This window comes from Actinomadura sp. 6K520, assembly GCF_004349245.1.
GTDB lineage: Bacteria > Actinomycetota > Actinomycetes > Streptosporangiales > Streptosporangiaceae > Spirillospora.
This window is the reverse complement of record NZ_SMLC01000118.1, coordinates 1-23,598: the sequence shown is the minus strand read 5'-3', so window position 1 is coordinate 23,598 and position 23,598 is coordinate 1. Positions and strand designations below refer to the sequence as shown.

The following is a 23,598-nucleotide window of genomic DNA, read 5'->3' as shown; positions in this document are numbered from 1 at the left end:
CGGCCGAGCCGCCGCACCACCTGCAGTCCTCACCCGAAAGCGAGGCGGCGACTGCGTCCGGGCCGCGCACCGGCGAGCCGTCCACCCCGGTCGGGACCTCGTCCCATGCCCAGCCGACGCCCCAGAGCGAGCCGGCCCGCCAATCCGAGGCGGCCCGCCAGGCCGAAGCCGCGCGTCAGGCCGAAGCCGCGCGTCAGGCCGAGGTGGCGCGTCAGGCCGAGGCGGCCCGCCAGACCGAGGCCGCGCGTCAGGCCGAGGTGGCGCGCGAGGCCGAGCGTCCGCGTGTGGGCGAGCGGGCCCGCGCGGCAGAGCCGCCGCGCCACCCGCGGCCGCTGCGCGAGGGCGAGGCGGCGGCCCCGTCCGGGACCCCGCGAACTTCCCAGCCGTCCCCCAACGTCGGCCCCTCGCCCCTTGCCCAGCCGACGCCTCGGAGCGAGGCGGCACATCAAGCCGAGGCGGCCCGGAAGGACGAGGCGGCGCGCGAGGGTGCGGCGGCGCGCGATGCCGAGTACCCGCGCGTCGAGCGACTTCGCGCGGGAGAGTCGCCGCGCCACGCGCGGCCCGTGCGGGAGGGCGAGGCGGCGGCTTCGGCTGAGGTGGCGCGCCGGGCCGAGGGGCCGGCGTCGCGGAAGGCCGGGGGAGAGGCCGGGGACAAGAAGGTCGCCGGCGGGCGTGGCGAGCCGGAGGTTCCGGCTGCGCGGGCCGGTGAGCAGGAGGTCCGGGAGACGCGGCGGGATGTGCCGCGGCCCTGGGAGGCCGGGCGGCCGGAGACCGCGGGGCCTACGCGGCCTGACATTCCGATGGTGCCCGGAGCCTTCGGGGCGCGGTCGGCCGAGACGCCTCGGATGGACCCGCCCCGGCCTTGGTCGGAGGGGCTGTCCAAGCCGCGTCCCGCGGCGGAGGGGCCCGCGTGGCCGCCCGCCGCGGAGGCCGCGCCGCCGCCTGTCGCGCCGCCGCCTGCCGCGCCGCCGCCTGCCGCGGAGGCCGCGCCACCGGCGGTGCCGGTCGAGGAGGAGGCGCCGCCGCGTGAGGTGCGGTCCCAGCCCGCGTCGCCCGTGCGGCCGCGGCCGCTGCCGCCGCCGCCCGCGCCGCCGCCGTCCGGTCCGGCGATCACCCCGCCGGACCCCGGGCACGAGGTCAGCGGCGGTGGGCTGCGGCGGCTCTTCCACGCCGTCGGCGGCGGGCACGGGGACGTGGACGCCGAGTACCAGCAGCGCCTGCAGCAGCCGTTCCACGGGACGCGGCACGTCGTCGTGCTCGGGTGCACCGGCGGGGCGGGGCAGACGGTGACCGCGCTGATGCTCGGGCACACGTTCGCGCAGCACAACGGGGAGCCCGTGGTCGCCATCGACGTGAATCCCGGTCCGGGTGCGCTGGCGCGGCGGACGCGCAGCGACACGAACGAGACCCTGACGGGGCTCATCACCCGGGCCGACCAGGTCGGCAGCCTCACCGCGATGCGCCGGTACACCTCCCAGGCCAAGTCGGGGCTCGACGTCATCGCGGCGGGCAAGAACCCGCTGCAGGCGCTCGACGACCGCGACTACGCGCTGGCCATCCGGACGATCGACAAGTTCTACTCGGTGACGCTCATCGACGCGGCCGCGGCGGTGGTCGCGCGGGTGCTGCCGTACGCCGACCAGATCGTCCTGGTCGCCCCGGCCAGCGCGGACGCGCCGCGGGCGGTCGCGATGACGTTCGAGTGGCTGGACGGTCACGGCTACGAGGAACTGCGGTCCCGCGCGGTGACCGTCATCAACGGGGTGAGCCGCCGCAGCATGGACGACGTCGAGCAGGCCGAGGCCGTGGCGCGCGGCCGGTGCCGGGCGCTGGTGCGCATTCCGTGGGATGATCACCTGAGCATGGACCGCGCGCCGCGCAACGAGCTGAAATCGTTGCGGACGCCCACGCGGCGTGCCTACCTTGCCCTCGCCGGCGTGGTCGCCGGTGGTTTCACCGTCATGCCCGAGCGTTACCAGGAGCTTCAGCAGGAGCAGGAGGCCACGCGATGAGCGCCCCTTGCGGGCATCAACCGGAAACCGGGGCGGGCCGGGCGTTCCTGGCGAGCGCGCCTGAAGTGGATCACCACCCGGACCGGAAAGACTCTCTCCGGCAACCCTGCGCGGCCGCCGGGGCGCCGGGACAATGCGGGGTGGGGGTGACGGCGTGAGCAAGTCCAGCAGGCTGGCGGTGCGGTACTTCGACGACCGCGTGCTGTTCACCGACACCGCCGCCTGGGCGTACTTCCGGCTGCCCACGGTGTCGTACGAGTTCACCACCGGGGAGGAGCGCGAGGCGCTCGCCACCAACATCACCATCGCGCTCGCGGGCATCCGCATGCAGGACGCCGAAGTGCACCTGCGGATCGCGCACCGCACGTACCCGGCGGCGGACTGGGCCCTGGCGCTGGACCGGACGTCCGACGGCGGGCCCGGCTGGCGGGAGTACCTGGAGGAGTCCTACGCGCACGTGTGGGCCCAGGACTTCTGGACCAAGGAGGTCTACCTCGGGGTCCGGCTCGGCCCGCGCGGCATGGGCGCGCAGCTGTCGGGCGGGGTGCTGAAGCAGCTCCTCGGGTTCTACAAGCGCAGCGAGAACGCCCTCGGCGTCCACGACGACGCGATCGACAAGAAGGAGATCGGCCGCTGGACGGAGCAGGCCGAACGGGTCGGGCGGGCACTCGGCGGATCGGCCCTGTACGCCCGGCACGCCACCTCGACGGAGGTGGCGTGGCTGTTCCAGCACGCGGTGTCGGGGTCGCTGGCCGACCCGCCGCCGTCCGCCGTCTCCCGCAGGACGTGGGGCAAGGGCGAGATCGAGGCGCTGGTCGAGGGCGCGATCCACAACGGGCGCTCCTACCTGCGGGTGGAGCAGCCGAACTTCACCGGCGCGGGCGGCGGCGCCACGGCGGCGTCCTATGTCGCGTACCTGTCGTTCGCCCGGTTCCCGGACATGATGCCGTTCCCGGACGGTGAGCCGTGGCTCCACTACGCCGACGCGCTCCCGTTCCCCGTGGAGATCAGCGCGCGGATGAAGCTGATCCCGCCGGCGAAGGCGTCCAAGGACGTCTCGCGGAAGCTGGCGCACGCCCGGGACATGGACCAGCACATCCGCGAGGCGGGCGCGGAGGCGCCGATCGCGCTCGCGGAGCAGATCGACGCGGCGCGGATGCTGGAGCACGGCATCACCAAGGAGCGGCTGCCGTTCGTGTACGGGTGGCACCGGCTGATCGTGTCCGCGTCCAACGAGGACCTGCTCGGCCAGCGGGTGGACGCGGTGGTGGAGCACTACCGCGACATCGGCATCGACGTGGTCAACTCGACCGGCGACCAGTTCTCGCTGTTCCTGGAGTCGCTGCCCGGCGACCAGATCCGGCTGAACGCCTACGCGCAGCGCCAGCCGCTGCGGACGATCGCCGGCGGCATGCCGATCGCGACCGTCGACCTGGGCGACCGCCCCGCCCCCGAGCACGACGAGGGCTGGATCGGCCCGTACATCGGGGAGACGCTCGGCCGGGCCCGGTCCATCGTGCACTTCGACCCGCTGGTCGCCGCGGCCCGGAACCGCCCGACCGCCGTCGCGATCACCGGTGAGCCGGGCGGCGGCAAGACGACGCTGGCGCTGCTGCTGATCTACCAGATGGCGCTGCGCGGCGTCACGATCGCGGCGATCGACCCGAAGGGCGACGCCGAGTCGCTGGTGCAGCTGCTGAAGTCGCGGGGCCGCAAGGCGCGGATCCTCCCGCTCGGGTCGGCGGCGCCGGGGCTGCTCGACCCGTTCTCCTTCGGCGACGACCTCGCCACGAAGAAGATGATGGCGACGGAGACGCTGCGGCTGCTGCTGCCGCGGATGTCGGAGGAGCGCGAGTCCGCGATGATCCAGGCGGTCAGCGCGGTCGCCAACGCGGAACGGCCCTCGCTCGGCCGCGTCGTCGACTACCTGGAGGGCACCGACGATCCGGCGTCCAAGAACCTCGGCGCGGTGCTGCGGTCGATGTCGGAGATGCATCTCGCGCGGCTGTGCTTCGACCCGTCCGGCGGGGAGCGCATCGACACCGCCGGCTGGACGACGGTGTTCACGCTCGGCGGCCTCACGCTGCCGGACGTCGCGATCTCCCGGGAGGACTACTCCTACGAGCAGCGGCTGTCGGTGGCGCTGATGTACCTGGTGTCGCAGTTCGCGCGGCGGCTGATGCACGGCCTCGACCGGCGGCTGCCCAAGGCGATCTTCCTGGACGAGGCGTGGGCGATCACGTCGACGCCGGAGGGCGCCAAGCTCGTCCCGGAGGTGTCGCGGATGGGGCGGTCCCGCAACACCGCGCTGATCCTCGTCTCCCAGAACGCGGGCGACCTGCTGAACGAGCAGGTCACCAACTGCCTGTCGTCGGTGTTCTCCTTCCGTTCCACCGAACGCGTCGAGGTCGGCAACGTCATGTCGCTGCTCGGCGTGGAGGCGTCCGACGAGCACAAGGCCGTGCTGCGCAACCTCGGCAACGGCGAGTGCATCTTCCGCGACCTCGACGGCCGAGCGGGACGCATCGGCGTCGACCTGATCTCCGAGGAACTGCAGCGTTGGCTGGACACCAACCCCACCCGGTCCCGTCCGGGCTCGTCCGAACTGACCACCGCGGGGGCCGAGGTCGAGGAGGTCCGCCGATGAGGGGTCCCCGGGCCGGGACGGCGCGACTGCAGCGTTCGCCCGGCGAAGGGCTCGACCGCGCGGTCCCGCGCCGCCGGGCGCGGCGGCGGCATCCGCGTGCGCGCCGCTCGGCGCTGCTGCTCTTCTTCATGGCGCTGTTCATGCTGGGGCCGCTGTCGCCCGCCCTGGCGTCGATCCCGAACCCGCCGATGCCGAACGACGTGTGCAGCCCGGCGGAGAACCCGGCGCCCGAGCAGTACGGGTCGGGGACCGACGGCATGATCAAGCCGCCGGACTACCCGAGCGAGAAGCTCAAGAACACCCCGGTCGAGAACCTGACGTACTACGACCGCTACGGCATGGCCGGGCAGTACTGGTACGCGGTCGACATGGGCTGCTCGGACGCGATGTCCATGATGGGCAACGCCGTCGCCAACACGGTGTTCACGCTCGTCCGGGCGATCGACCGGACCACGATCAGCGTCTACCAGGCGGCGGCGTCGCCGTCGCTGCTCGACTGGCTGAAGGACACCGTCGACGGCGTCATCAGCGACATGGGCGAGACGTTCAACGCGCGCTACTGGTCGTGGGTGGTCATCCTCGGGGCGATGTGGCTGGCGTGGTGGGGCCTCGTCCGCAAGCGGGCCAGCAAGGTCACCGAGGGCGTCATCTGGATGGTCGTCGCGATGGTGGCGCTCGTGTGGCTGATCGCGCGCCCCTCGGACTTCACGACGCTCGGGACGCAGACGTCGGAGGCGACGAGCGCCGCGTTCAACGCCGCGTTGCCGCAGAGCGACACCGGGGGCGGAGTGTGCATCCCGACCCCCGGCGGCCGGGCGGACCCGGCGTCGGCGGAGAGCCTGGACGAGACGTCGCGCAACGCGAACAAGCTGTGGGTGGCGCTCGTCTGCAAACCGTGGCTGCAGGGCCAGTTCGGCACGACCGATCCCAACGCGGCGATCGTGAAGGAGAACGCCGACAAGCTGCTGTGGTCGCAGGCGGTCGACCTGCCGGAGGCGCACGGCCCCAACAACGAGGCCGATCTCGGGAAGAAGGCCGACGCCTACAAGGACGTCGCGGAGAACATCAGGGAAGAGCATCCCGGGGCGTATCCGCTCTTCCAGGGCAAGAACTGGGAGAACCGGCTGGCGGTCGCGTTCGGCGGCCTGTTCGCGGCGCTCGTCGCGGGCATCCTGATCATGGTCATCGCCATCGCGCTGATCGTGGTGAAGATCGCGTTCCTGCTGCTGCTGGTGGCGGGGCCGATCTTCCTCGGCATCGGCATCCATCCGGGCATCGGCCGGGTGATCGCGATCAGATGGCTGGAACTGCTGCTGTCGATGCTGCTGAAACAGGCGGCGCTGATCGGGGTCCTGTCGCTGCTGCTGTGGGCGTACGGGCTGATCCTCGGCGAGGCGCTGCCGTGGGGCCTGCAGATCCTGCTCATCGCGCTGGTGACGTTCGCCGCGTTCGTGTACCGCCGCCCGTTCCAGCACCTGTTCTCGGCGGTCGGCTACGGCGCGGTGGGGGCGCGGGAGAAGAGCGAGGCGCAGCTCAACAGGTCCGCCGCCGAGGCGCGCCGCGGCACGCTGGCGGTGGCGACCGCGGCGACGGGCGGAGCCGGGGCGGGCATCGCCCGCTGGGCGCGGCGCGAGGCGACCTCCGAGGCGGTGGCGCCGGCGACGCAGGGCGACGTGGTGCCCGGCACGGCCGTGGCGGCCGACCGGCGGGGAGCCGGCGCGGGCGAGGGCCCGTCGCCGGAGGAGGCGCCGGTGCTCGCGGCCAAGCCGCGCGGCGCGGGTGCCGCCGCGGCGCAGCAGGGCCGGTCCCGGCGCGGCGCGCCGCCGCTGAACCTGCCGTCCCGCGCGGGCGCGTCCGGTGACCAGGGCGCGGACGGCGGCGTGACGGCCGGCGGCGGTGCCGGTGCCGGTGCCGGTGCGGGTGCCGGTGCGGGGGGCGGTGTCGCGGGAGGCGTCGCCGGAGCCAGAGCGGGCGGTGGCGGGCGGAAGACCGCCGGCGCGGGCTCCGGCACGGGTAACGCCCGCCCGACGTCCTGGACGGGACGCGGCGGCTCCGGTGGCGGCGGCGTCACCGGCGGAGGCGGCTCGGGCGGCGGCCGTGGCGGCTCGGGCGGCAGCGGCGGCGGGTCAGGTGGCGGCTCCGGCGGCGGCTCCGGCGGCGGCTCCGGCGGCGGTTCCGGTGGCAACGGTTCCGGGAACGGCGCGGGCGGAGGCGGCGGCTGGTTCGGCGGCGGCGGACGTTCGTCCGGCTCCAACGACCGCGGCCGGTCACGCCCGGGCGGCGGCGACGGCGGCTCCGGCGGCGGCTCCGGCGGTGGTTCCGGTGGCTCCGGCGGCGGTTCCGGCGGCGGGTCGAACGTCCCCAGGCCGCGGACCGGCGCGGGCGGCGGTGCTCCGGCGCCGTCCCAGCCGCAGGGCGGCCGGCGGCAGGCCCCGCCGCTGTGGGGCAGGCGCGGCTCCCAGGAGGACCCGCCGATCCCGTTCTGGCTGCGTCCGGTGGACCGTCCGTCCGGTGAACCGGGACGGGACGAGTGACCCTCGCCCGTCAGGTCTCCCGAGGATGAGGAAGACCCAGCGATGAACCTGAACGACCGGCGGCGGAAGCTGCTCTTCGCGGGGCTCGTGGTGGTGCTCGCGGCCATCGGCGTCTACCTGACGGTCGCCGCGCCCGCGGGCGAGCCGGACGGCGCGGACGCCCGCCCGGGCGGCGCGCCCGCCACGAGCGCCCCGACCGGCCCGGCGTCCCCGCCGCCCGGAATCGAAGGCACGGTCGCCCCGGGCGATTTCGACATCTACCGCCTGCTGCCGTTCTCCCGCCAGGAGTTCGCCACCGCCGCCGACCTGGCGCAGCGGTTCGTCGCCGCCTACGGCACGTACCGCTTCGACGAGACCCCCCAGACCTACACCGCACGGCTGTCGGGCCTGGCCACCGACGAGCTCGGGGCCCAGCTCGAACGGGACGCGGCGACCCCCGGGCTGCTGGAGGAGCGGCGCCGGAACGAGGTCGTCGCGGAGAGCACGGCCACGCTCGACCAGGTGCGCAACATCGAGAACAACTCGGTCGTGTTCGTGGTGACGGGCCTGCAGAAGGTCACCAAGGGCGGCCGCGAGAGCAGCGACAGCAGACGGTACGCGGTGACGGTCGCGCGGGAGGGCGGCTCGCTGAAGGTGTACGCCTTCCAGCCCGCGGACGTGGGGCAGGCGGGTGACACGGGATGACGACCCGCCGCATGCTGCTCGCCGGGGCGCTCGGCGTCGCGTCGCTGCTGTTCGTCGGGGTGGTCTTCATCCCGATCCTGTTCGGCGCGGGCCAGTTCATGTTCGGCGGCGGGGTGACGTCCAACTGCGTGGACGTCACGCGGGCCGGGTCGCAGCCCGACGCGGCGGACGACGCGCAGGCCATCCCCTCGGACTTCCTCGGCCTCTACCGGAAGGCGGGCGAGAAGTACGGCATCCCGTGGAACGTGCTCGCGGCCGTCGGCAAGGTCGAGACCGACCACGGCAGGTCGAGGCTGCCCGGCGTGGGCAGCGGCGAGAACTACGCGGGCGCCGGCGGCCCCATGCAGTTCCTCGCCCCGACGTTCAAGGCGTACGGGGTCGACGGGAACGGCGACGGCCGCAAGGACCGCTACGACCCGGCGGACGCGATCCCGTCCGCCGCCAACTACCTCAAGGCATCCGGCGCCCCGGAGCGCATGCGGACCGCCATCTTCGCCTACAACCATTCGTGGGACTACGTGAACCTCGTCCTGGACTGGGCCAAGCGGTACGTGGGCGGCGAATTCGAGGTCGTCCAGGCGAACGGCATCGACTGCGAGGACAACGAGCTGCCCTCGGACGTCGGCGGTCTCGTCCAGCGGATCATCAAGTTCGCGATGGCGCAGCGCGGCAAGCCCTACGTGTTCGGTGCCAACGGACCGGACGCGTGGGACTGCTCCAGCCTCATCCAGGGCGCCTACCGGACGGTCGGCCTCGACCTCCCCCGCACGACCTTCCAGCAGTGGCCGTTCGGCGTGAAGATCGACAAGGGCAAGGAGCAGCCCGGCGACCTGGTGTTCTTCAACTCGGGTCCGGGCACGTCGGCGAACAACCCCGGCCATGTCGGGATGGTGATCGGCGACAACAAGATGATCGTGGCGAGCTGCTCGACATGCGTTCCCGCGATCGGGGTGAAGCCCTACAAGCGCTCCGACTGGATCGGCACGACCCGGCCGCTCGCCCGGCCCGACTTCAAGCGCAAGGTCACCGAGCTGGCCGCCGACCGCCCGGGCGGCTGAACGGTCACCTGAACCGGCGCCTTCCGATGACCAGCAGGATCTCGCGGAGCGCGTCGGCGGCGTGCCGGACGTCCTCGGGCGGCACGCCCGCCAGGACCTCCCGGTGCGCCGCGCCCGACGCCCGCATGGCGCGTTCGGTGACCCGCAGTCCCTCTCCGGTGAGCTGGACGAAGCGGCTGCGGGCGTCGCCGGTGTTGGCGGCCCGCTCGATGTACCCGGCCCGCTGGAGCCGCTGCAGGACGTTGCTCGTCCCGCCCGACGTGAGGAACGCCGACCGGGTGAGCTCGCTCGGCCGGAGCCGGTACGGCGCACCCTCGCGGCGCAGGACGGTCAGCACCTCGAACTCGGCGTAGGTGAGGCCGAGTTCGGCGAGTTCCGCGCGCATGGCCTGCTCGATCAGCATGGTGATCCGCCCGGCCCGCTTCCCGACCTCCAGTATCGCGACCAGCGGTTCGGGGAGACCTTCCCGCCGCCACGTCTCCGCCACGACGTCGATGTCGTCGCGCGGCACCCCACCCGCGTCACCCTGCACGCCCCGAGGATACTCACTCCGCCCATTGCTTTTTGAAAAGCTTTTATCTAAGCTTTCGACATGGCAACCTCCTTACTGGTCAAGAACGGCATCGTCATCGACACCGCCCCCCGCCCGACCGTCCTGGGCAGCACCGACGTCCTCATCACCGACGGCAGGATCACCGCCGTAGGCCCGGCGCCGACCACCTCCCCCGGCACGGAGGTGATCGACGCCACCGGCCACATCGTCCTGCCGGGATTCGTCGACACCCACCGGCACACCTGGCAGGCGGGGATCCGGGCGGTCCTCCCCGACGGCACGCTGCCCGCCTACCTGCGCCGGGTCCACGGCGAGATCGCGCCGCGCTACCGCCCCGGCGACGTGTTCACCGGGACGCTCGCCGGTTCGCTGGAGTGCCTCGACTCCGGGATCACGACCCTGCTCGACTGGTCGCACATCCAGCTCGGCCCCGGCCACACGGACGCGAGCATCGACGCGCTGCGCACGTCCGGCATCAGGGCGGTGTTCGGCTACTGCCACACCGGCAAGGACCTGACCGCCGAGACGACCCGCGTCCGCCGCGAGTACTTCGACACGCCCGCCGGGACGGTCACCATGGCGCTGGCCGCGCTGGGGCCGGAGATCGCCGGCGAGGAACGCGCTCTCCGCGAATGGAACCTGGCCCGCGACCTCGCGCTGCCGGTCACCACGCACATGGGCGGCCACGGCGCCGAGAGCGCCGCCCGGGGCCTGGCGTTCCTGGAAGCCCACGGATTGGCAGCGCACCCCATCACCTACGTGCACGCCAATTTCTACACCGATGAGACGTTCAAGCGGATCGCCGCCCAGGGCGGGACCGTCTCTGTCTCGCCCGGCATCGAGGCCGCACTGAACATCGGCCCGCCGCCCACCGGACGGGCCCGGGAGGCGGGCGTCCCGACGAGCCTGGGCGCCGACACAGTCACCAGTGGTCCGGGCGACATGTTCTCCGTGATGCGGGCCGCCTACGTCCTCGAACGGGGACGCGCGGACGGCGCCGGCCTGGGGTTCACCGCCGCCGACGCGCTGCGGATGGCCACGATCGAGGGCGCCGAGACCCTCGGCCTGGCGGACGTCACCGGCTCCCTGACCCCCGGCAAGCAGGCGGACGTGCAAATCCTCCGCACCGACACCCTGAGCGTCGCCGCGGCCCACGACCCCATCGCAGCGGTGGTCCTCGCGGCCGACACCCGCAACGTCGACACGGTCATCGTCGGGGGCCGCGTGGTGAAGCGCGGGGGCGTCCTGCGCCATGACGTCCCGTCCCTCCTGACGTCTCTGGCGGACTCGGCGGCACGCCTCACCGCCGCCTGAGGCGAATATTGCGGCGGGGAATCCGGGGTGCGCGTGGCATGCTGATCGTCGTGGAGCCCGAGCTGACCATCCGCCTTGCCGACGAACTGCTGATGTTCCTGCCCGCCGCGCGGCGGGCACGCGTGAGCCGCGTCGCCTGCGGCGGAACCTCGACGCTGGGGCACCTTGTGGAGTCGCTCGGGGTGCCGCTGCCCGAGGCAGGCCCGATGACGATCGGCGGCGAGCCGGCCGACCCGGCGACGCGCCCGGCCGCCGGCGCCGACGTGCGCGTGGACGCGGTGCCGCGCCCGCAGCCCGTCCCGCTGGAGCCGGGGCAGGACGCCCCGCGCTTCGTCCTCGACGTGCACCTGGGCACGCTCGCGCGCCGGATGCGCCTCCTCGGCCTGGACACCGCCTACCACAACGACATGGACGACCCGGCGCTGGTCGTCCAGGCCAACGAGGAGGGCCGTGTCCTGCTCACCCAGGACCGCGGGCTCCTCCGCCGCCGCGCACTGTGGTTCGGCGCCTACGTCCGCGGGTCCCGCCCGGACGACCAGCTCCGCGACGTCCTGGACCGGTTCGCGCCCGTCCTGCGCCCGTGGACCCGCTGCACCGCCTGTAACGGCGAACTCGTCCCGGTCGACAAACAGGAGATCGAGAAGCACCTTGAGGCGGGCACGCGCCGCTCCTACGACGTCTACGGCCGCTGCGCGGACTGCGGCCAGCTCTACTGGCGCGGCGCGCACGGCGGCCACCTTGAGAGAATCGTCGAGGACGCGACGCGCCTGCTCGGGTCCGTCCAGGAGGGGCCGCGATGAGAAGGGAGCCGGTCGACATCGACCTGGTCATAGTCGGGGCGGCGATCATCTCCGAGGGCCGGCTCCTGAGCGCGCAACGCGCCGAGCCGCCGCACATGGCGGGCGGCTGGGAACTCCCCGGCGGCAAGGTGGACCCCGGCGAGTCGGACGAGGACGCCCTGGTGCGCGAGTGCCACGAGGAACTCGACATCAAGGTCCGGCTGCTGGACCGCATCGGCGGCGACTGGCACCTGTCCGAACGAACCGTCCTCCGCGTATGGACCGCCAAGATCATCGAAGGCGAACCCCGCCCACTCGAACACCTGGCCCTACGCTGGCTGGCCCCGGACGAGCTGTACGACGTCGACTGGCTACCAGGCGACCGCCCAGTAATAGAAGCCCTGGCAAACCACGGCCTCACCTAGCCGCAAGTCAACGAACTCGATGGTCACCGCACCAGTGCCTGGCTTCAGTAGGTCGCGTAGTGTCACCGGCGGCACCCTTCGCACCGACATCAGCCCAGGTGCGCACGGACATCAGCCACCACCGCAACCCCGCAACAACCTCAACAGTCGCGATCGCGTCCGAAGGCAGGTTCCGAGCGAAGCAAGAAACCTGATCGCGCAGCGAGCCGCTAGGCGAGCCGGAGCGATGCTAGCGATCGCACGTTTTTTCTGGTCGGGCGCCCCAGGCGCCCGACCAGAAAAAACAATAAATACGGGGGCTTCCTGCCGCGCCGCAGGAAGCCCCCGTACGTCTCAGGTGATGCGGTTGGCGCCCGCGTAGTCGGAGCGGTCCGACATTCTTGAGATCTTCACCACATCGCCGGTTCGGGGGGCGTGGACGTACTTGCCGTCGCTGAGGTAGATGCCCATGTGGTGGAGGCTGCCGCCGAAGTAGACGAGGTCGCCGGAGCGGAGCCGGTCCCGGGGGACCTTGGTGCCGAGGCCGTACAGGGCGCCGGTGTAGTGGGGGAGGCCGCGCTTGCCGACCTGGGCGTAGGCCCAGACGACGAGTCCCGAGCAGTCGAAGCTGTTCGGGCCGGAGGCGGCCCACACGTAGGGGGAGCCGAGCTTGGCGAGCGCCTTGCGGGCCATGTCGGCCGGGAGGTCGGAGCCCTTCACGGTGGCGCGGAGGCCGCTGCGGGGGTCGCTGACGCGGGTGGTGGTCAGTTTGTCGAGGCGCTTCATGACCTCGGCGACCTTTTTCCGGGCCGCTTCGCGGGCCGCCTTGGCGTCCGCGGTGGCCTTCTCGACCTGGGCGGTCTTGGCCTCGGCGGTGCGCTGCGCGGCCTCGGCCTGCTGGATCTGCTTCTGCAGGGCGAGGACGGCGTTGGCCTGGCTCTGCGTGAGGTAGGCGCGTTCGGCCAGGCCGTCGGGGGAGCCATCGGCGCCGAAGATCACGTCGGGTGCGCCGGTCATGTAGTTGGCCGCGGCGACCCGTCCGAGCTGCTCGCGGGCGGGGGCGGCCTGGGCGCGCAGGAGCGCGGCCTGCCTGGCGGCGGCGCTTTCGGCCTGCTGGGCGTCGCCGAGGTCGACGCGGGTCTTGTTGAACTTCTCGGTGAGGATCTCGGCCTCTTCGTTCAGCGCGTCCAGGCTCTTGCGCAGGCCCTCCTCCGTCGTCGGAGTGGGCGTGGGGGACAGCCGGGCCGGCGCGGCGGCGTGGGCGGTCACGGGCGAGGTGGTGCCGAGGCCGATCAGGAGCATCGTGGCCGTGGTGGCGGGCGCGATGCGGCGCCACCGTCGGGGAGCCGGTGCCAAGCCGGTGTTCTCCTCTCCTCGCACGCCTACCGGGTTAGCTGACGGGTTCGGGCCGGGAGATCGCCCTACGACGTGTGTCGATTCACCCCAGGGACCTGGGTCCCCGGCTCTCCCGCACGCGGGAGATTAGGCGCTCCGGTCGCAGTCCCGGGGGAGGGACTCCGGACGACCGGATCTCGGGCAGATTACAAAGAACGAGCAAAGTTGGCGAATCGGGGGTCCGTGACGGCCGCCATGGCCGCTGCAGGGCGGGCCGCGGGTACGGGCAAGTAGAATGGTCAAGTGCCGCGCTCTGCGGCGATCCCCGTTCTCTCAGCCAAGGCGAGCCTCGCATGCCCAACTCCACGCGCGACGACCTCCGAAACGTAGCGATCGTCGCCCACGTCGACCACGGGAAGACGACGCTCGTCGACGCCATGCTCTGGCAGTCCGGGGCATTCCGCGAGAACCAGCACGTCGACGACCGGGTGATGGACTCCGACGATCTGGAGCGCGAGAAGGGCATCACCATTCTCGCCAAGAACACCGCGGTCCGGCACAACGGGATGACGATCAACATCATCGACACGCCGGGCCACGCCGACTTCGGCGGCGAGGTGGAGCGCGGGCTGTCCATGGTGGACGGTGTCGTCCTGCTGGTGGACGCCAGCGAGGGCCCGCTCCCGCAGACCCGGTTCGTGCTGCGCAAGGCCCTCGCCGCGCGGCTCCCGGTGATCCTGGTCGTGAACAAGACCGACCGTCCCGACGCCCGCATCGACGAGGTCGTGGACGAGACGTACGAACTGTTCATGGACCTCGACGCCGACGAGGAGCAGATCGACTTCCCGATCGTCTACGCCTCGGGACGCGCCGGGCGGGCCTCGCTGGAGAAGCCGGCCGACGGCGCGATGCCGGAGGGCGCGGACCTGGAGCCGCTGTTCAAGGTCATCACCGAGACGATCCCGGCGCCGTCCTACGACCCGGACGTCCCGCTGCGGGCGCACGTCACCAACCTGGACGCCTCCAGCTACCTCGGCCGGATCGCGCTGTGCCGGGTGCACGCCGGGACGATCAAGAAGGGCCAGCAGGTCGCCTGGTGCCGGCATGACGGCACGGTCGAGCGCGTGAAGATCACCGAGCTGCTGATGACCGATGCGCTCACCCGCAAGCCCGCGCGGGAGGCGGGGCCGGGCGACATCATCGCGATCGCCGGCATCCCCGACATCATGATCGGCGACACGATCGCCGACCCGGACGACCCGCGCCCGCTGCCGCTGATCACCGTGGACGAGCCCGCGATCTCCATGACGATCGGCACGAACACCGGGCCGATGGCGGGACGCGAGAAGGGCACGAAGGTCACGGCCCGGATGGTCAAGGACCGGCTGGACCGCGAGCTCGTCGGCAACGTGTCGATCAGGGTGCTGCCGACCGAGCGTCCCGACACCTGGGAGGTGCAGGGCCGCGGCGAGCTGGCCCTCGCGATCCTGGTCGAGAACATGCGCCGCGAGGGCTACGAGCTGACGGTCGGCAAGCCGCAGGTGGTCGCCAAGGTCATCGACGGCCGCAAGCACGAGCCGGTCGAGCGGCTCACCATCGACGTCCCCGAGGAGCATCTCGGCGCCGTCACGCAGCTGCTGGCCGTCCGCAAGGGCCGGATGGTCCAGATGACCAACCACGGCACCGGCTGGATCCGGCTGGAGTTCCTGGTCCCGGCGCGCGGCCTGATCGGGTTCCGCACCGAGTTCATGACCGAGACCCGGGGCACCGGCATGGCGCACCACGTGTTCGAGTCCTACGAGCCCTGGTTCGGGGAGCTGCGCACCCGCCCGTCCGGGTCCCTGGTCGCCGACCGGGCCGGCGCCGCCACCGCGTACGCGATCATGAACCTGCAGGAGCGCGGGACGTTCTTCGTCGGGCCGACGACCGAGGTGTACGAGGGCATGATCGTCGGGGAGAACTCCCGGGCCGACGACATGGACGTCAACATCACCAAGGAGAAGAAGCTCACGAACATGCGGTCGTCCACCGGTGACGAGCTGGAGCGGCTCACCCCGCCGCGGCAGCTGTCGCTGGAGGAGGCGCTGGAGTTCTGCCGCGAGGACGAGTGCGTCGAGGTGACGCCGCGCTTCGTCCGCATCCGCAAGGTCGTGCTGGACGCCAAGGAGCGCGAGCGCACGCGCGCCCGCACCAAGCGCGCCGGCTGACACCCGCCGGGCCGGCACCGCCCGGCAGCGAACGAGAAGGGGCGGCCCCCGGTTCTGGGAACCGGGGGCCGCCCCTTTGCCGTGCTGCTCAGACCAGCTGGACGGTCCCCGTCACGTCGGCGGCCAGGCGGAGCTGGTCGCCGTCGCGGAGGGGGGCCTCGACGCCGCGGGGGAGCCGCTCGCCGTTGACGAAGGTCCCGTTGGTGGAGCCCTCGTCACGCACCCACGCCGTGCCGGACGGGTCGAGCCACACCGTGGAGTGGCGCCGCGACACGTTGTCGTACTGCGTGAACGTCGACGCCACCGGGGACTGGCCCGCGTCGCGGCCCAGCACCAGGTGCTGCCCGACGGAGACCTTCAGCTCGCCCGTGGGGAACTGCACCCGCAGGACCGGCGTGCCCTTCCCCGGCAGCGGGCGCAGGCACGATTCGCACTGCGCGGCGCCCGGGTTGGACAGCACCGCCTCGCAGTAGGGGCACATGAACGCCGTGCCGCCCGGGTCCGCGGCGGGACGCTGGCCGTGGTTCTGGTCGGGCGGCAGCAGCGTCGCCTCGCGCCCGTGCGGCGGTATCGGCGGCTGCCCGCCGCCGTGCTGCGGCGGCGCCCCGAAGCCGTGGTCCGCCGGACCGGGCTGCGGCATGCCGAACTGGTCCTGAGGGGCGTACTGGTCCTGCGGCTGGTACTGCGGCTCGCGCTGCTGGTACTGGTCCTGCGGCGGCGGGAACTGCTGGTCCTGGGGCTGGCCGTACTGCTGGTCGGGCTGGCCGTACTGCTGCGGGGGCTGGGGCGCGCCCCACTGGTCCTGCTGGGGCTGCTGCTGGGGCAGGCCCCACGGGTCCCCGCCCGGCTGCTGCTGCGGCACGGGCGGCTGGCCGCCGCCGTGCTGCGGCTGCCCCCCCGGCTGGTTCGGAGGCTGCCCGTACTGGGGTTGGCCGTGCTGGGGCTGGCCATGTTGCGGTTGCCCGTGCTGAGGCTGGCCGTGCTGGGGCTGCCCGTGCTGCGGTTGCCCGTGCTGAGGCTGGCCGTGCTGCGGTTGCCCGTGCTGGGGTTGGCCGTGCTGGGGCTGGCCGTGCTGGGGTTGTCCGTGCTGGTCGGGCATGGGCGGGGCGCCCCACGCGTCCGGCTGCGCGGGCTGCTGCTGCGGCGGGCCCCACGGGTCCTGCGGCTGGCCGGGCGGGCCCGGCTGGTGCGGGGCCTGGTGCTGCGGCGCCTGCTGCTGGTAGGGGTCGTGCTGCGGTGCCTGCTGGTACGGCTGGCCGTGCTGCCCCGGGGCTCCGTACTGCTGACCGCCCTGGGGACCCTGCGGCGGGTATCCCTGCCGCTGCTGGTCGTCGTACCCGCCCGGCCCCTGCTGCCGGTGGGCGCCGCCCCCGGCGCGCGCCAGATTGGCCCCGCAGCTCATGCAGAGCAGGTCGCCCGGCTGGAACGGCTCGTCACAGACAGGACATTTCAAGGTCGCCATGACACATCCCCCGAGCGCACGCCGGCGCGGTCGAGCATCGACGTGAGGTGCTCCATGTCACCTCTCCGCGGGATCCCGATGTAGTACACCCGCCTTCCCTCCGGCCCTTCGTCCACGGACACCTGTACTCGGGGCCCTGTAGCCTTCTCAGTCTTCCCGACGCCGGCCAGTGCTCCGTACCGCTCGTGCCCCAGCGGGGACAACGGAACGACTCGCTGGTTGGCCGACCCCCTCCAGAGTAGAGAGCCACCCCCGTCGTGTCGCCCCTCGGGGTTGAGCCGGTCGACGTACGGCCCCGTGATCACGGCATCGCACATGTCCAGGATCTCGCGCGTCTCACCGGTACGGGCGAGCCGAGAGTAGACATATCCGCTGTAAACCAATATGTCCAACGCAATCGTCTCACGGTCGCGGGTCTCTCGCCACGCGCGTATCCCCTTCAGCAGAGCCGCCAGTGCGGCCGGCTGCTGGAAGGGCTCGCCGCCCGAGACGGTCACCCCGTCCACCGGTCCCGGCAGGGAGTCCAGCCAGCCCAGGACCGCTTCGACGGGGACGGCCCTGCCCGGATCGGCGTCCCACGTGTCCCGGGACAGGCAGCCGTGGCAGTGCAGCGTGCAGCCCTGCGTCCAGATGCCGGCGCGGGTCCCGGGGCCGAGTGTGGTCACCGGGTAGTGCGCCTTGGCGAGCAGCAGGGCCCCGGCCGGGTCGCCGCCGCCCGTCCGGCGTTCCGGGGTCACGTGAGATCCAGATGGACGATGCCGCCCTCGCGGCGTATGCCGGTCACGGTGATCTTGTCGTCCGGGCCGAGGTCCCGGTCGAACAGCGCGCGCGCCAGCGGGTTGACGAAGTGCGACTCCAGCGCCATGCCGATCCCGCGGCCGCCCTTGTCCAGCTCCTCGGTGCACCACTCGCGGAGCGTCGCCAGCGGCTCGCTCTTCACGGTGAGGACGAGCCGGTGCTCGTCGGTGACCCGCCGGCAGATGTTCGCGAACTGCAGATCGAAGATCTTGTGCGCCGCCTCGGCGGAGATGAAGTCGAAAACCACGATGTTGTCCCCGAACCGGTTGAGCAGCTCCGGCCGGTTGAGGACCTCGGTGAAGTGGTCGGCGACCGCGCCCTTGATGCGGTGCTGGACCTCCTCGTACGACATCCCCGGTGTGATGTTCTGCACTCTGCCGCCCATGCCGGGGTCGTGCGGCGACGCGTCGCGGAGCGTGAGGTCCCGGCCGGGGACGAACATCCCGAGGTTCGAGGTGAAGATCAGGATCGACTCGGAGAAGTGCACGGTGTTGCCGCGCCCGTCGGTGAGGCGGCCGTCCTCCAGGATCTGGAGGAACTTGTCCAGGATCCGCGGATGGGCCTTCTCGATCTCGTCGAACAGGATCACCCGGAACGGATCCTCGCGGACGGCGTTGGTCAGCTCCCCGCCCGCCTCGTGCCCGACGTACCCGGGCGGCGACCCGATCAGCCGGTCGCCGGAGCCCTCGCCGGAGAACTCGCTCATGTCGAAGCGCAGGTAGGCGGACTCGTCCCCGAAGACCAGCTCGGTGATCGCCTTGGCCAGCTCGGTCTTGCCGGTGCCGGTCGGCCCCGCGAAGAACAGCACGCCGCGCGGCCGGCTGCCGGACCGGGTCGCCTGCGCACCCGACAGGCCGAGCACGGCCCGCTTCAGGATGTCGAGGGTCTTGGTGACGGCCTGCGGCTGCCCGATCACCCGTTCCGGGACGCGCCGCTCCCCCTCCAGCACGCGGCGCCGCAGGTGCCCGCGGCTCCACGGGTTGTCGAGCACGCCGAGCTTGTAGGTGCGGACCGCGTCCGGCAGGTCGGCCAGGTCGACGTTGCGCTCCTTGGCCAGCCGGGTCACCTCGATCATCGACTGGAGGGTGAGCCCGTCGGCCTGCTCGGCGAACGCGTCGCACGCCGCGGCGGCGACCTCGTCCGCCCCGACGTCGCTGATTCCGAACGCGCGGGCCAGCAGCCGCGCGGTCTCCTGCCGGTCGCCCAGGTGCGGGCGCGGGATCGTGATCTCGCGGATGGTCTCGTTGTCGGTCGTCAGCCACGGCGGAAGGTCGCCGGGCCGCTCCACCAGCCACACGATCGGGTTGTAGAGCGGCTTCGGCCGCGCCCCCGGCACCCGGACGGGGCGGGCGCTGCGCGACAGCTTCGCGCAGACCCGGAAGAAGTCGCGCTCGGCGGGCTCCAGATCGGTCGGGGTCCGGGCGATCCGCGACGCCGAGTCGATCAGGAACGCGGCGCGGACGTTCTCCTTCGGCCGGGCCATCGCGGCCAGCAGCCGGGTCAGCGCCTCCAGCGACGGCTTGTCGTCCGGCTTGAGCTTGCCGAGCAGCCGCTCGGCCGCCTGCGCCGCCTCGTCCCCGCCCGGCTCGCCGGGGCCGGGGATGATCTGCAGCCCGTCCACCGGGTCGTAGCCGGCCATGAACGCCGCGCCGCTGGACCGCAGGGTCTCCCACAGCAGGGCGCGCAGGGGCAGCAGCTGCCCGTGCCCGCCGCCGTCCGCGGCCGGCGTCAGGAAGCTGTCGTACAGGTTGCCCGACAGGACGTACTGGGAGTGCACGGAAAGGGTCGCGTCCAGTTCCCGGATGAACGGCGGCCATCCCTGCAGCCGCCCCCCGAGCGTGGGCGATTCAATGCTCATACCTGCTCCCCCGGCAATCCCGCACCTCAGTTGTGACGCTCGCGGTGGCGCTCGCGTTGGCTCGCACGGCCCCTAGTCTGCCCCGGCCGGGCCGAAACCGGCAGTTCGCGGACCCCGGGCTCCAGCCGCCACGCCACGTCCGCGCGGACCCCGGCGTCGCGCAGCCGGTCGCGGGCGGCCTCGAACGCCTCGCACCACTCGCGCTCGCGCTCCACGTCGACGCGGCGGTCGTCCTCGCTCTCGGCGGGCCGCTCGCGCATCATCGACGCCCGGACGTGCGCGGCGTCGTCGACCTTCATCTTCACGCTGTGGTCGGGCCAGGCGCCCTTCGTCAGCGTCAGGGTGCCGTCGTCGGCGGTCAGCGTCTCGAACCCGGCCTGGACCTCGTACCCCATGTCCTCGAACGCCGCGGTGATCGAGTCGAGGACGTAGCGGCGCTCGGCCGCGGCCTGCTCGGCGGCGTCGCGCTCGGCCGCCCGCCGCCGCTCCTCCGCGCGGCGTGCCTCGGTGCTGCGGTTGGCGGCCTGGATCCGCAGCCGGACCTCCTGCAGGACGTCCTCGGCCTCCTCCGCCGTCCCGGTCCCGGCGAGCAGCCCGGCCGCCTCCGCGACCGCCCGCCGCTCCTCCTCGGCCACGTCCGGCAGCAGCCGCGCCATGATCCTTTCGAGGTTCCGCCGGACGTCGTCTCGGGTGGGCGGCGGCGGCGCGCTCTTCCCCGTGTCCGCGCGGAGCCCTTCGGCGGGGGCCGGGAAGATCTGCGTGGTGACCTGGGCGGCGAGATGCTCCGACAGGCGGCGCTCGGCCTCGTCCAGCAGGGGGTCGGTGGCGGCGCACCAGGCGGTCAGCTCCGCGGCGGACCGCTCGCCGGGCTGGAGCCGCTCCGGCAGCGCCGCCGCCGCGCCGATCTTCGCCGCGGTCTCGGCGAGCGCCGCGATGCGGGCGTTGCGCTCCACGACCTCCCGCAGGGCCCGCTCGTGGGTCTCGACCTCGGCCAGGGCCGCCGCCCGCGCCTCCGCGCGCCCCTCGGCGAGCGCGGCGAGCGCCTCGGCGCCCCGGCCCGCCAGCCCCGCGGCGTCTCCCAGCACCCGGTTCATGCCCAGGCTGAGGACGACCGCGGCGTCCAGAACGACCTCCGCCTCGATCCCGCTGCTCACGAGCTTCCTCCGATCGTGCGCGCTTGGCGCCACTGGTGCAGCCTGACGCCCGCCCCCACGGCGTGGGAGGCGGGACCCACGATGAGGAGAAGCAGCCAGAGCATGCTTGCGATGGACGTCAGCGCCCCGACCAACAGCATGAGAATCAGCAGCGGGATCGTAACGGCGAGGAGCAGGAAGCCGCAGCCGCGCCGCCCGGTGCTCCGCGCCGCGCCCGTCATCGTCTGCGACGCCTTCGACAGGCCGCGTCCGCTCGCACCCAGGAAGGTGGAGAGCATCGACCACGGCCCGTACGGCAGGTAGTCCTTGCCCTGCGCGCGTGCCACGAACAGTTCGCTGCCGCAGTGCACCACCCAGGCGAGCACGGAGAAGACGGCCAGGACGCCGAACGGGATGCCCGAAGACGATCTCTGCAGCCCGACCGAGGAGGTCCCGTCGCCGTCGCCCCCGCCGAACAGCGAGCCCACGACCCAGCTGCCGAGGAGCCAGAAGGCGAGGAAGGGCAGCGTCCAGAGCGCGGCCCGCGTCATCGCCGAGGTACGCCCGGCGAGCCGCTCCCGCTCCCGCTCCGCCCAGTGCGCGCGGAGCGCCTCGTCGCGCTGCCGCGCCGCCGCCAGCTCCCGCGCCCGCGCCTCGGTCTCCACGACGGCCTCGGGCGCGGCGAGCGTCACCGCGAGCAGCCGCAGCGGGTCGTCGCCCGCGCCGTCCGCCAGCCACGTGAACCACGGCACCGGCTCGGTCATCAACTCGCGGGCCCGCGCGGCGCCCTCGGCGATCAGCCGATGGGTCTCGGCGGGACGGGCCGCCAGGGCGAGCAGCGTGAGCAGGACGGCGGGCGGATCCTCTGCGCCCGCGTCGGGCAGCCGCCGCGCGAGGCCCGGCGGCATCCCGTCCTGGCCGCGCAGCCAGCGCGCGAGGTCGTTCCAGGCCGACACGTGGGCACGCCACTGGTCGTCGACCCGGTCCAGGCCCTCGCCGGTGTCGAACCCCGCCAGGACGTGCAGCAGGTGCTGCTCCCAGAGCGCCCGCCCGATGAGGCACGCGGTCCGGTGGTCGGCGTGGCGGTGGTCGTCGGCGAGGACGGCGAGGCCGGGCAGGTCGCCGGCCGTCAGCCGCCGGCCGAGGAAGTGCGGGGGGAGCGCCGGGTCCAGCCAGCGGACCAGGTGCAGCAGCTTCACGTCCGGGGGCAGCGCGGTGGCGAGGTAGCCGTCGACGAGCGCGATGCGGCTGTCGTCCGGTATGCCGGCGAGCCATTCGCGCAGGCTCCGCCACGCCTCGCCCGTCTCCCCGCGCCCGAAGAAGTACCGGGCGGCGTGCTCCCAGTGCTCGACGAGGGCGCGCGCCAGCTCGTCACGGCGGGTGTAGCGGTGCCCCCTGAACGGGAGCCCGGCGCCCGTCTCGGGCTCGGCGCTCTCCTCCGCGACGGGCGGTGAACCGCCGTCCAGCCACTCGGCGACCTGCTCGCCCGTCCACCTCCGGCGGGGGTCGCGGGCCAGCAGGCCCCGGCACAGCAGCCGCAGCCGCGGGTCGGGGACGTCGTCCGCGCGCACCGGACGCGTCGCCAGATGGTCGACGACGACGGTCTCGCTCAGCCCCTCGAACGGCGGCCGGCCCGTGGCCAGCTCCCGGACGATCATGCCGAGCGACCACCAGTCGCGGGCGGGCGACACCTGGCCGGACAGCGACTCCGGCGCCGCGTAGGCCAGCGTCCGCGACGACGACGCGAACACCACGCTCTGGTCGAGCACCCTGCTCAGCCCGAAGTCGGCGATCGCCAGCCGGACCGGATCGGTGCCCAGCACCAGGACGTTCTCCGGTTTGAGGTCGCGATGGACGATGCCCGCGCCGTGCAGGGCCGTCAGCCCGGCCGCGAGCTGCGCCGCGATCTCGCCCGCCGTCCCCGCCGGTAGCGGGCCCCCGCCCATCAGCGTGCGCAGGTTGCCGTCCGGCGCGTACGCGGCGACCTCGTAGTCGCGGCCGTCCGCGTGCCCGGTCTCCAGGATGCGCAGCACGTGCGGGGAGTCCAGCGCGGGCAGCTTCGCCCAGACCTCGCGGTCCGCGCGGTACCCGCGGCGGAAGATCTTGGCGACGTACTCGGCGCCGTGCGCGTCCCGCACGAGCAGCAGGTCGGACTCGGCGCCCTGCACGGGCAGCTCCGCCACCGCCCGGTACCGCTCGCCGAGCACCGCGGGGAGCCGCATCAGCGGGTCGGCGGCCGCCTCCCCGTCCCGCCGCGTCTCGGCCGCCGGACGCGGCCCGGGTACGCGGTCGTCGCGCTGCGTCGCCCCGGTTTCGGGCCGCGGGCCGGGCGGTGTGTCACGCCGCGTGTCCCGTGGTGGGGGACCGGCACCGGGCCCGGTCCCGTCGAACTCGCCCACCGGCTGCTCCGCCTAGTCCTTGTCCTTGATGGCCCGCAGGTACTCGCTGACCTTGAACTGGTTGATCACGAACTCCAAGAAGACCCTGGTCATGAGCACCTGGAAGATCCAGATGAGCGGAGCCGCGACGAGCAGGACGAGGCCGACCACGGCCGGGCCCTCCTGGAGGTACGCCAGCGCGTACCACCCGATCAGCAGGGCCAGCAGGGTGATCGGGACCAGCGCGAGCGCGTAGATGATCTTGACCAGCTTGGGGGTGACCATGTGGTCGAAGTTCATGTCGAACAGCGTCCCGGCGATGCCCTTGCCCGCCGGGTCGCGCGGCGGAGGCGTCCAGCCCTGCTGGTCCTGCGGCCCATACCCCTGGTCCTGCGGCCCGTACCCCTGGCTGTGCGGTCCGTGGGCGGGGTCGGGCGGACGG

17 protein-coding genes, 1 pseudogene and 1 riboswitch are annotated in these 23,598 nt (G+C 73.1%); of the genes and pseudogenes, 10 read left to right on the top strand and 8 right to left on the bottom strand.

Going from position 1 to position 23,598, the window contains the following annotated elements:
• The 5 genes and pseudogenes from E1289_RS39125 to E1289_RS26100 form a co-directional block, all read left to right on the top strand.
• Positions 1-2,012, top strand: a pseudogene (locus E1289_RS39125) (hypothetical protein); the annotation flags it as partial.
• A gap of 154 nt (positions 2,013-2,166) precedes the next feature.
• The gene (locus E1289_RS26115; RefSeq protein ID WP_243713152.1) at positions 2,167-4,659 is read left to right on the top strand and encodes an ATP-binding protein; all 2,493 of its coding nucleotides are present in this window, start codon (positions 2,167-2,169) and stop codon (positions 4,657-4,659) included.
• On the top strand, positions 4,656-7,193 hold the full coding sequence (locus tag E1289_RS26110) for a type IV secretion system protein (RefSeq protein ID WP_131984662.1): 2,538 nt from the start codon (positions 4,656-4,658) through the stop codon (positions 7,191-7,193). Before E1289_RS26115 ends, E1289_RS26110 begins: the two co-directional genes overlap by 4 nt.
• A gap of 42 nt (positions 7,194-7,235) precedes the next feature.
• A complete protein-coding gene (locus E1289_RS26105) occupies positions 7,236-7,877 on the top strand; it encodes a hypothetical protein (protein WP_131984660.1) in 642 nt (213 codons plus the stop codon).
• The gene (locus tag E1289_RS26100; RefSeq protein WP_131984658.1) at positions 7,874-8,935 is read left to right on the top strand and encodes an NlpC/P60 family protein; all 1,062 of its coding nucleotides are present in this window, start codon (positions 7,874-7,876) and stop codon (positions 8,933-8,935) included. Before E1289_RS26105 ends, E1289_RS26100 begins: the two co-directional genes overlap by 4 nt.
• Before the next feature lie 4 nt (positions 8,936-8,939).
• On the opposite strand, the gene E1289_RS26095 is transcribed toward E1289_RS26100, so the two are convergent.
• Positions 8,940-9,467, bottom strand: coding sequence for a MarR family transcriptional regulator (locus tag E1289_RS26095; protein ID WP_207929150.1), 528 nt, complete (start codon positions 9,465-9,467; stop codon positions 8,940-8,942).
• A 60-nt stretch (positions 9,468-9,527) separates the two neighbouring features.
• Between E1289_RS26095 and E1289_RS26090 the strand changes: the two genes are divergently transcribed.
• Genes E1289_RS26090 through E1289_RS26080 form a run of 3 tightly spaced genes read left to right on the top strand, consistent with a single transcriptional unit; the run spans position 9,528 to position 12,006 of the window.
• Positions 9,528-10,802, top strand: a complete 1,275-nt coding sequence (locus E1289_RS26090; RefSeq protein ID WP_131984656.1) for an amidohydrolase family protein — start codon at positions 9,528-9,530, stop codon at positions 10,800-10,802.
• A gap of 38 nt (positions 10,803-10,840) precedes the next feature.
• On the top strand, positions 10,841-11,602 hold the full coding sequence (locus E1289_RS26085; protein ID WP_131984654.1) for a Mut7-C RNAse domain-containing protein: 762 nt from the start codon (positions 10,841-10,843) through the stop codon (positions 11,600-11,602).
• Positions 11,599-12,006 (top strand): (deoxy)nucleoside triphosphate pyrophosphohydrolase, encoded by a 408-nt coding sequence (locus tag E1289_RS26080; protein WP_131984652.1) that lies wholly within the window; start codon positions 11,599-11,601, stop codon positions 12,004-12,006. Before E1289_RS26085 ends, E1289_RS26080 begins: the two co-directional genes overlap by 4 nt.
• A gap of 333 nt (positions 12,007-12,339) precedes the next feature.
• Here the strand turns inward: E1289_RS26080 and E1289_RS26075 are convergent, their stop codons facing one another.
• Complete coding sequence (locus E1289_RS26075; protein ID WP_243713151.1) at positions 12,340-13,341, bottom strand: C40 family peptidase; 1,002 nt, start codon at positions 13,339-13,341, stop codon at positions 12,340-12,342.
• A gap of 7 nt (positions 13,342-13,348) precedes the next feature.
• Positions 13,349-13,484, bottom strand: a riboswitch (cyclic di-AMP (ydaO/yuaA leader).
• Between the two features lie 189 nt (positions 13,485-13,673).
• On the opposite strand from E1289_RS26075, the gene typA reads away from it, so the two are divergent.
• Positions 13,674-15,527, top strand: a complete 1,854-nt coding sequence (gene typA, locus E1289_RS26070) for a translational GTPase TypA (protein WP_131984650.1) — start codon at positions 13,674-13,676, stop codon at positions 15,525-15,527.
• An 88-nt stretch (positions 15,528-15,615) separates the two neighbouring features.
• Here typA and E1289_RS38395 read toward each other — a convergent pair whose 3' ends face one another.
• On the bottom strand, positions 15,616-16,167 hold the full coding sequence (locus E1289_RS38395) for an FHA domain-containing protein (protein ID WP_165970617.1): 552 nt from the start codon (positions 16,165-16,167) through the stop codon (positions 15,616-15,618).
• Between E1289_RS38395 and E1289_RS38390 the strand changes: the two genes are divergently transcribed.
• Entirely contained in the window at positions 16,141-17,073 is a 933-nt protein-coding gene (locus E1289_RS38390; RefSeq protein ID WP_165970616.1) for a hypothetical protein, read from the top strand. The two genes, E1289_RS38395 and E1289_RS38390, sit on opposite strands and share 27 nt — an antisense overlap.
• Here the strand turns inward: E1289_RS38390 and E1289_RS26060 are convergent.
• From E1289_RS26060 to E1289_RS26040, 5 genes are all read right to left on the bottom strand, one after another.
• On the bottom strand, positions 16,977-17,726 hold the full coding sequence (locus E1289_RS26060) for a 4Fe-4S single cluster domain-containing protein (RefSeq protein WP_165970615.1): 750 nt from the start codon (positions 17,724-17,726) through the stop codon (positions 16,977-16,979). The two genes, E1289_RS38390 and E1289_RS26060, sit on opposite strands and share 97 nt — an antisense overlap.
• Positions 17,723-19,645, bottom strand: a complete 1,923-nt coding sequence (locus tag E1289_RS26055; RefSeq protein ID WP_131984646.1) for an AAA family ATPase — start codon at positions 19,643-19,645, stop codon at positions 17,723-17,725. The genes E1289_RS26060 and E1289_RS26055 overlap by 4 nt, the downstream gene beginning before the upstream one ends.
• Before the next feature lie 26 nt (positions 19,646-19,671).
• Positions 19,672-20,799 (bottom strand): response regulator receiver protein, encoded by a 1,128-nt coding sequence (locus tag E1289_RS26050; protein ID WP_131984644.1) that lies wholly within the window; start codon positions 20,797-20,799, stop codon positions 19,672-19,674.
• Positions 20,796-23,177, bottom strand: a complete 2,382-nt coding sequence (locus tag E1289_RS26045; RefSeq protein WP_243713150.1) for a serine/threonine-protein kinase — start codon at positions 23,175-23,177, stop codon at positions 20,796-20,798. Before E1289_RS26045 ends, E1289_RS26050 begins: the two co-directional genes overlap by 4 nt.
• A 12-nt stretch (positions 23,178-23,189) precedes the next feature.
• A partial coding sequence (locus E1289_RS26040; RefSeq protein WP_131984642.1) for a DUF4282 domain-containing protein occupies positions 23,190-23,598 on the bottom strand: 409 nt, incomplete at its 5' end.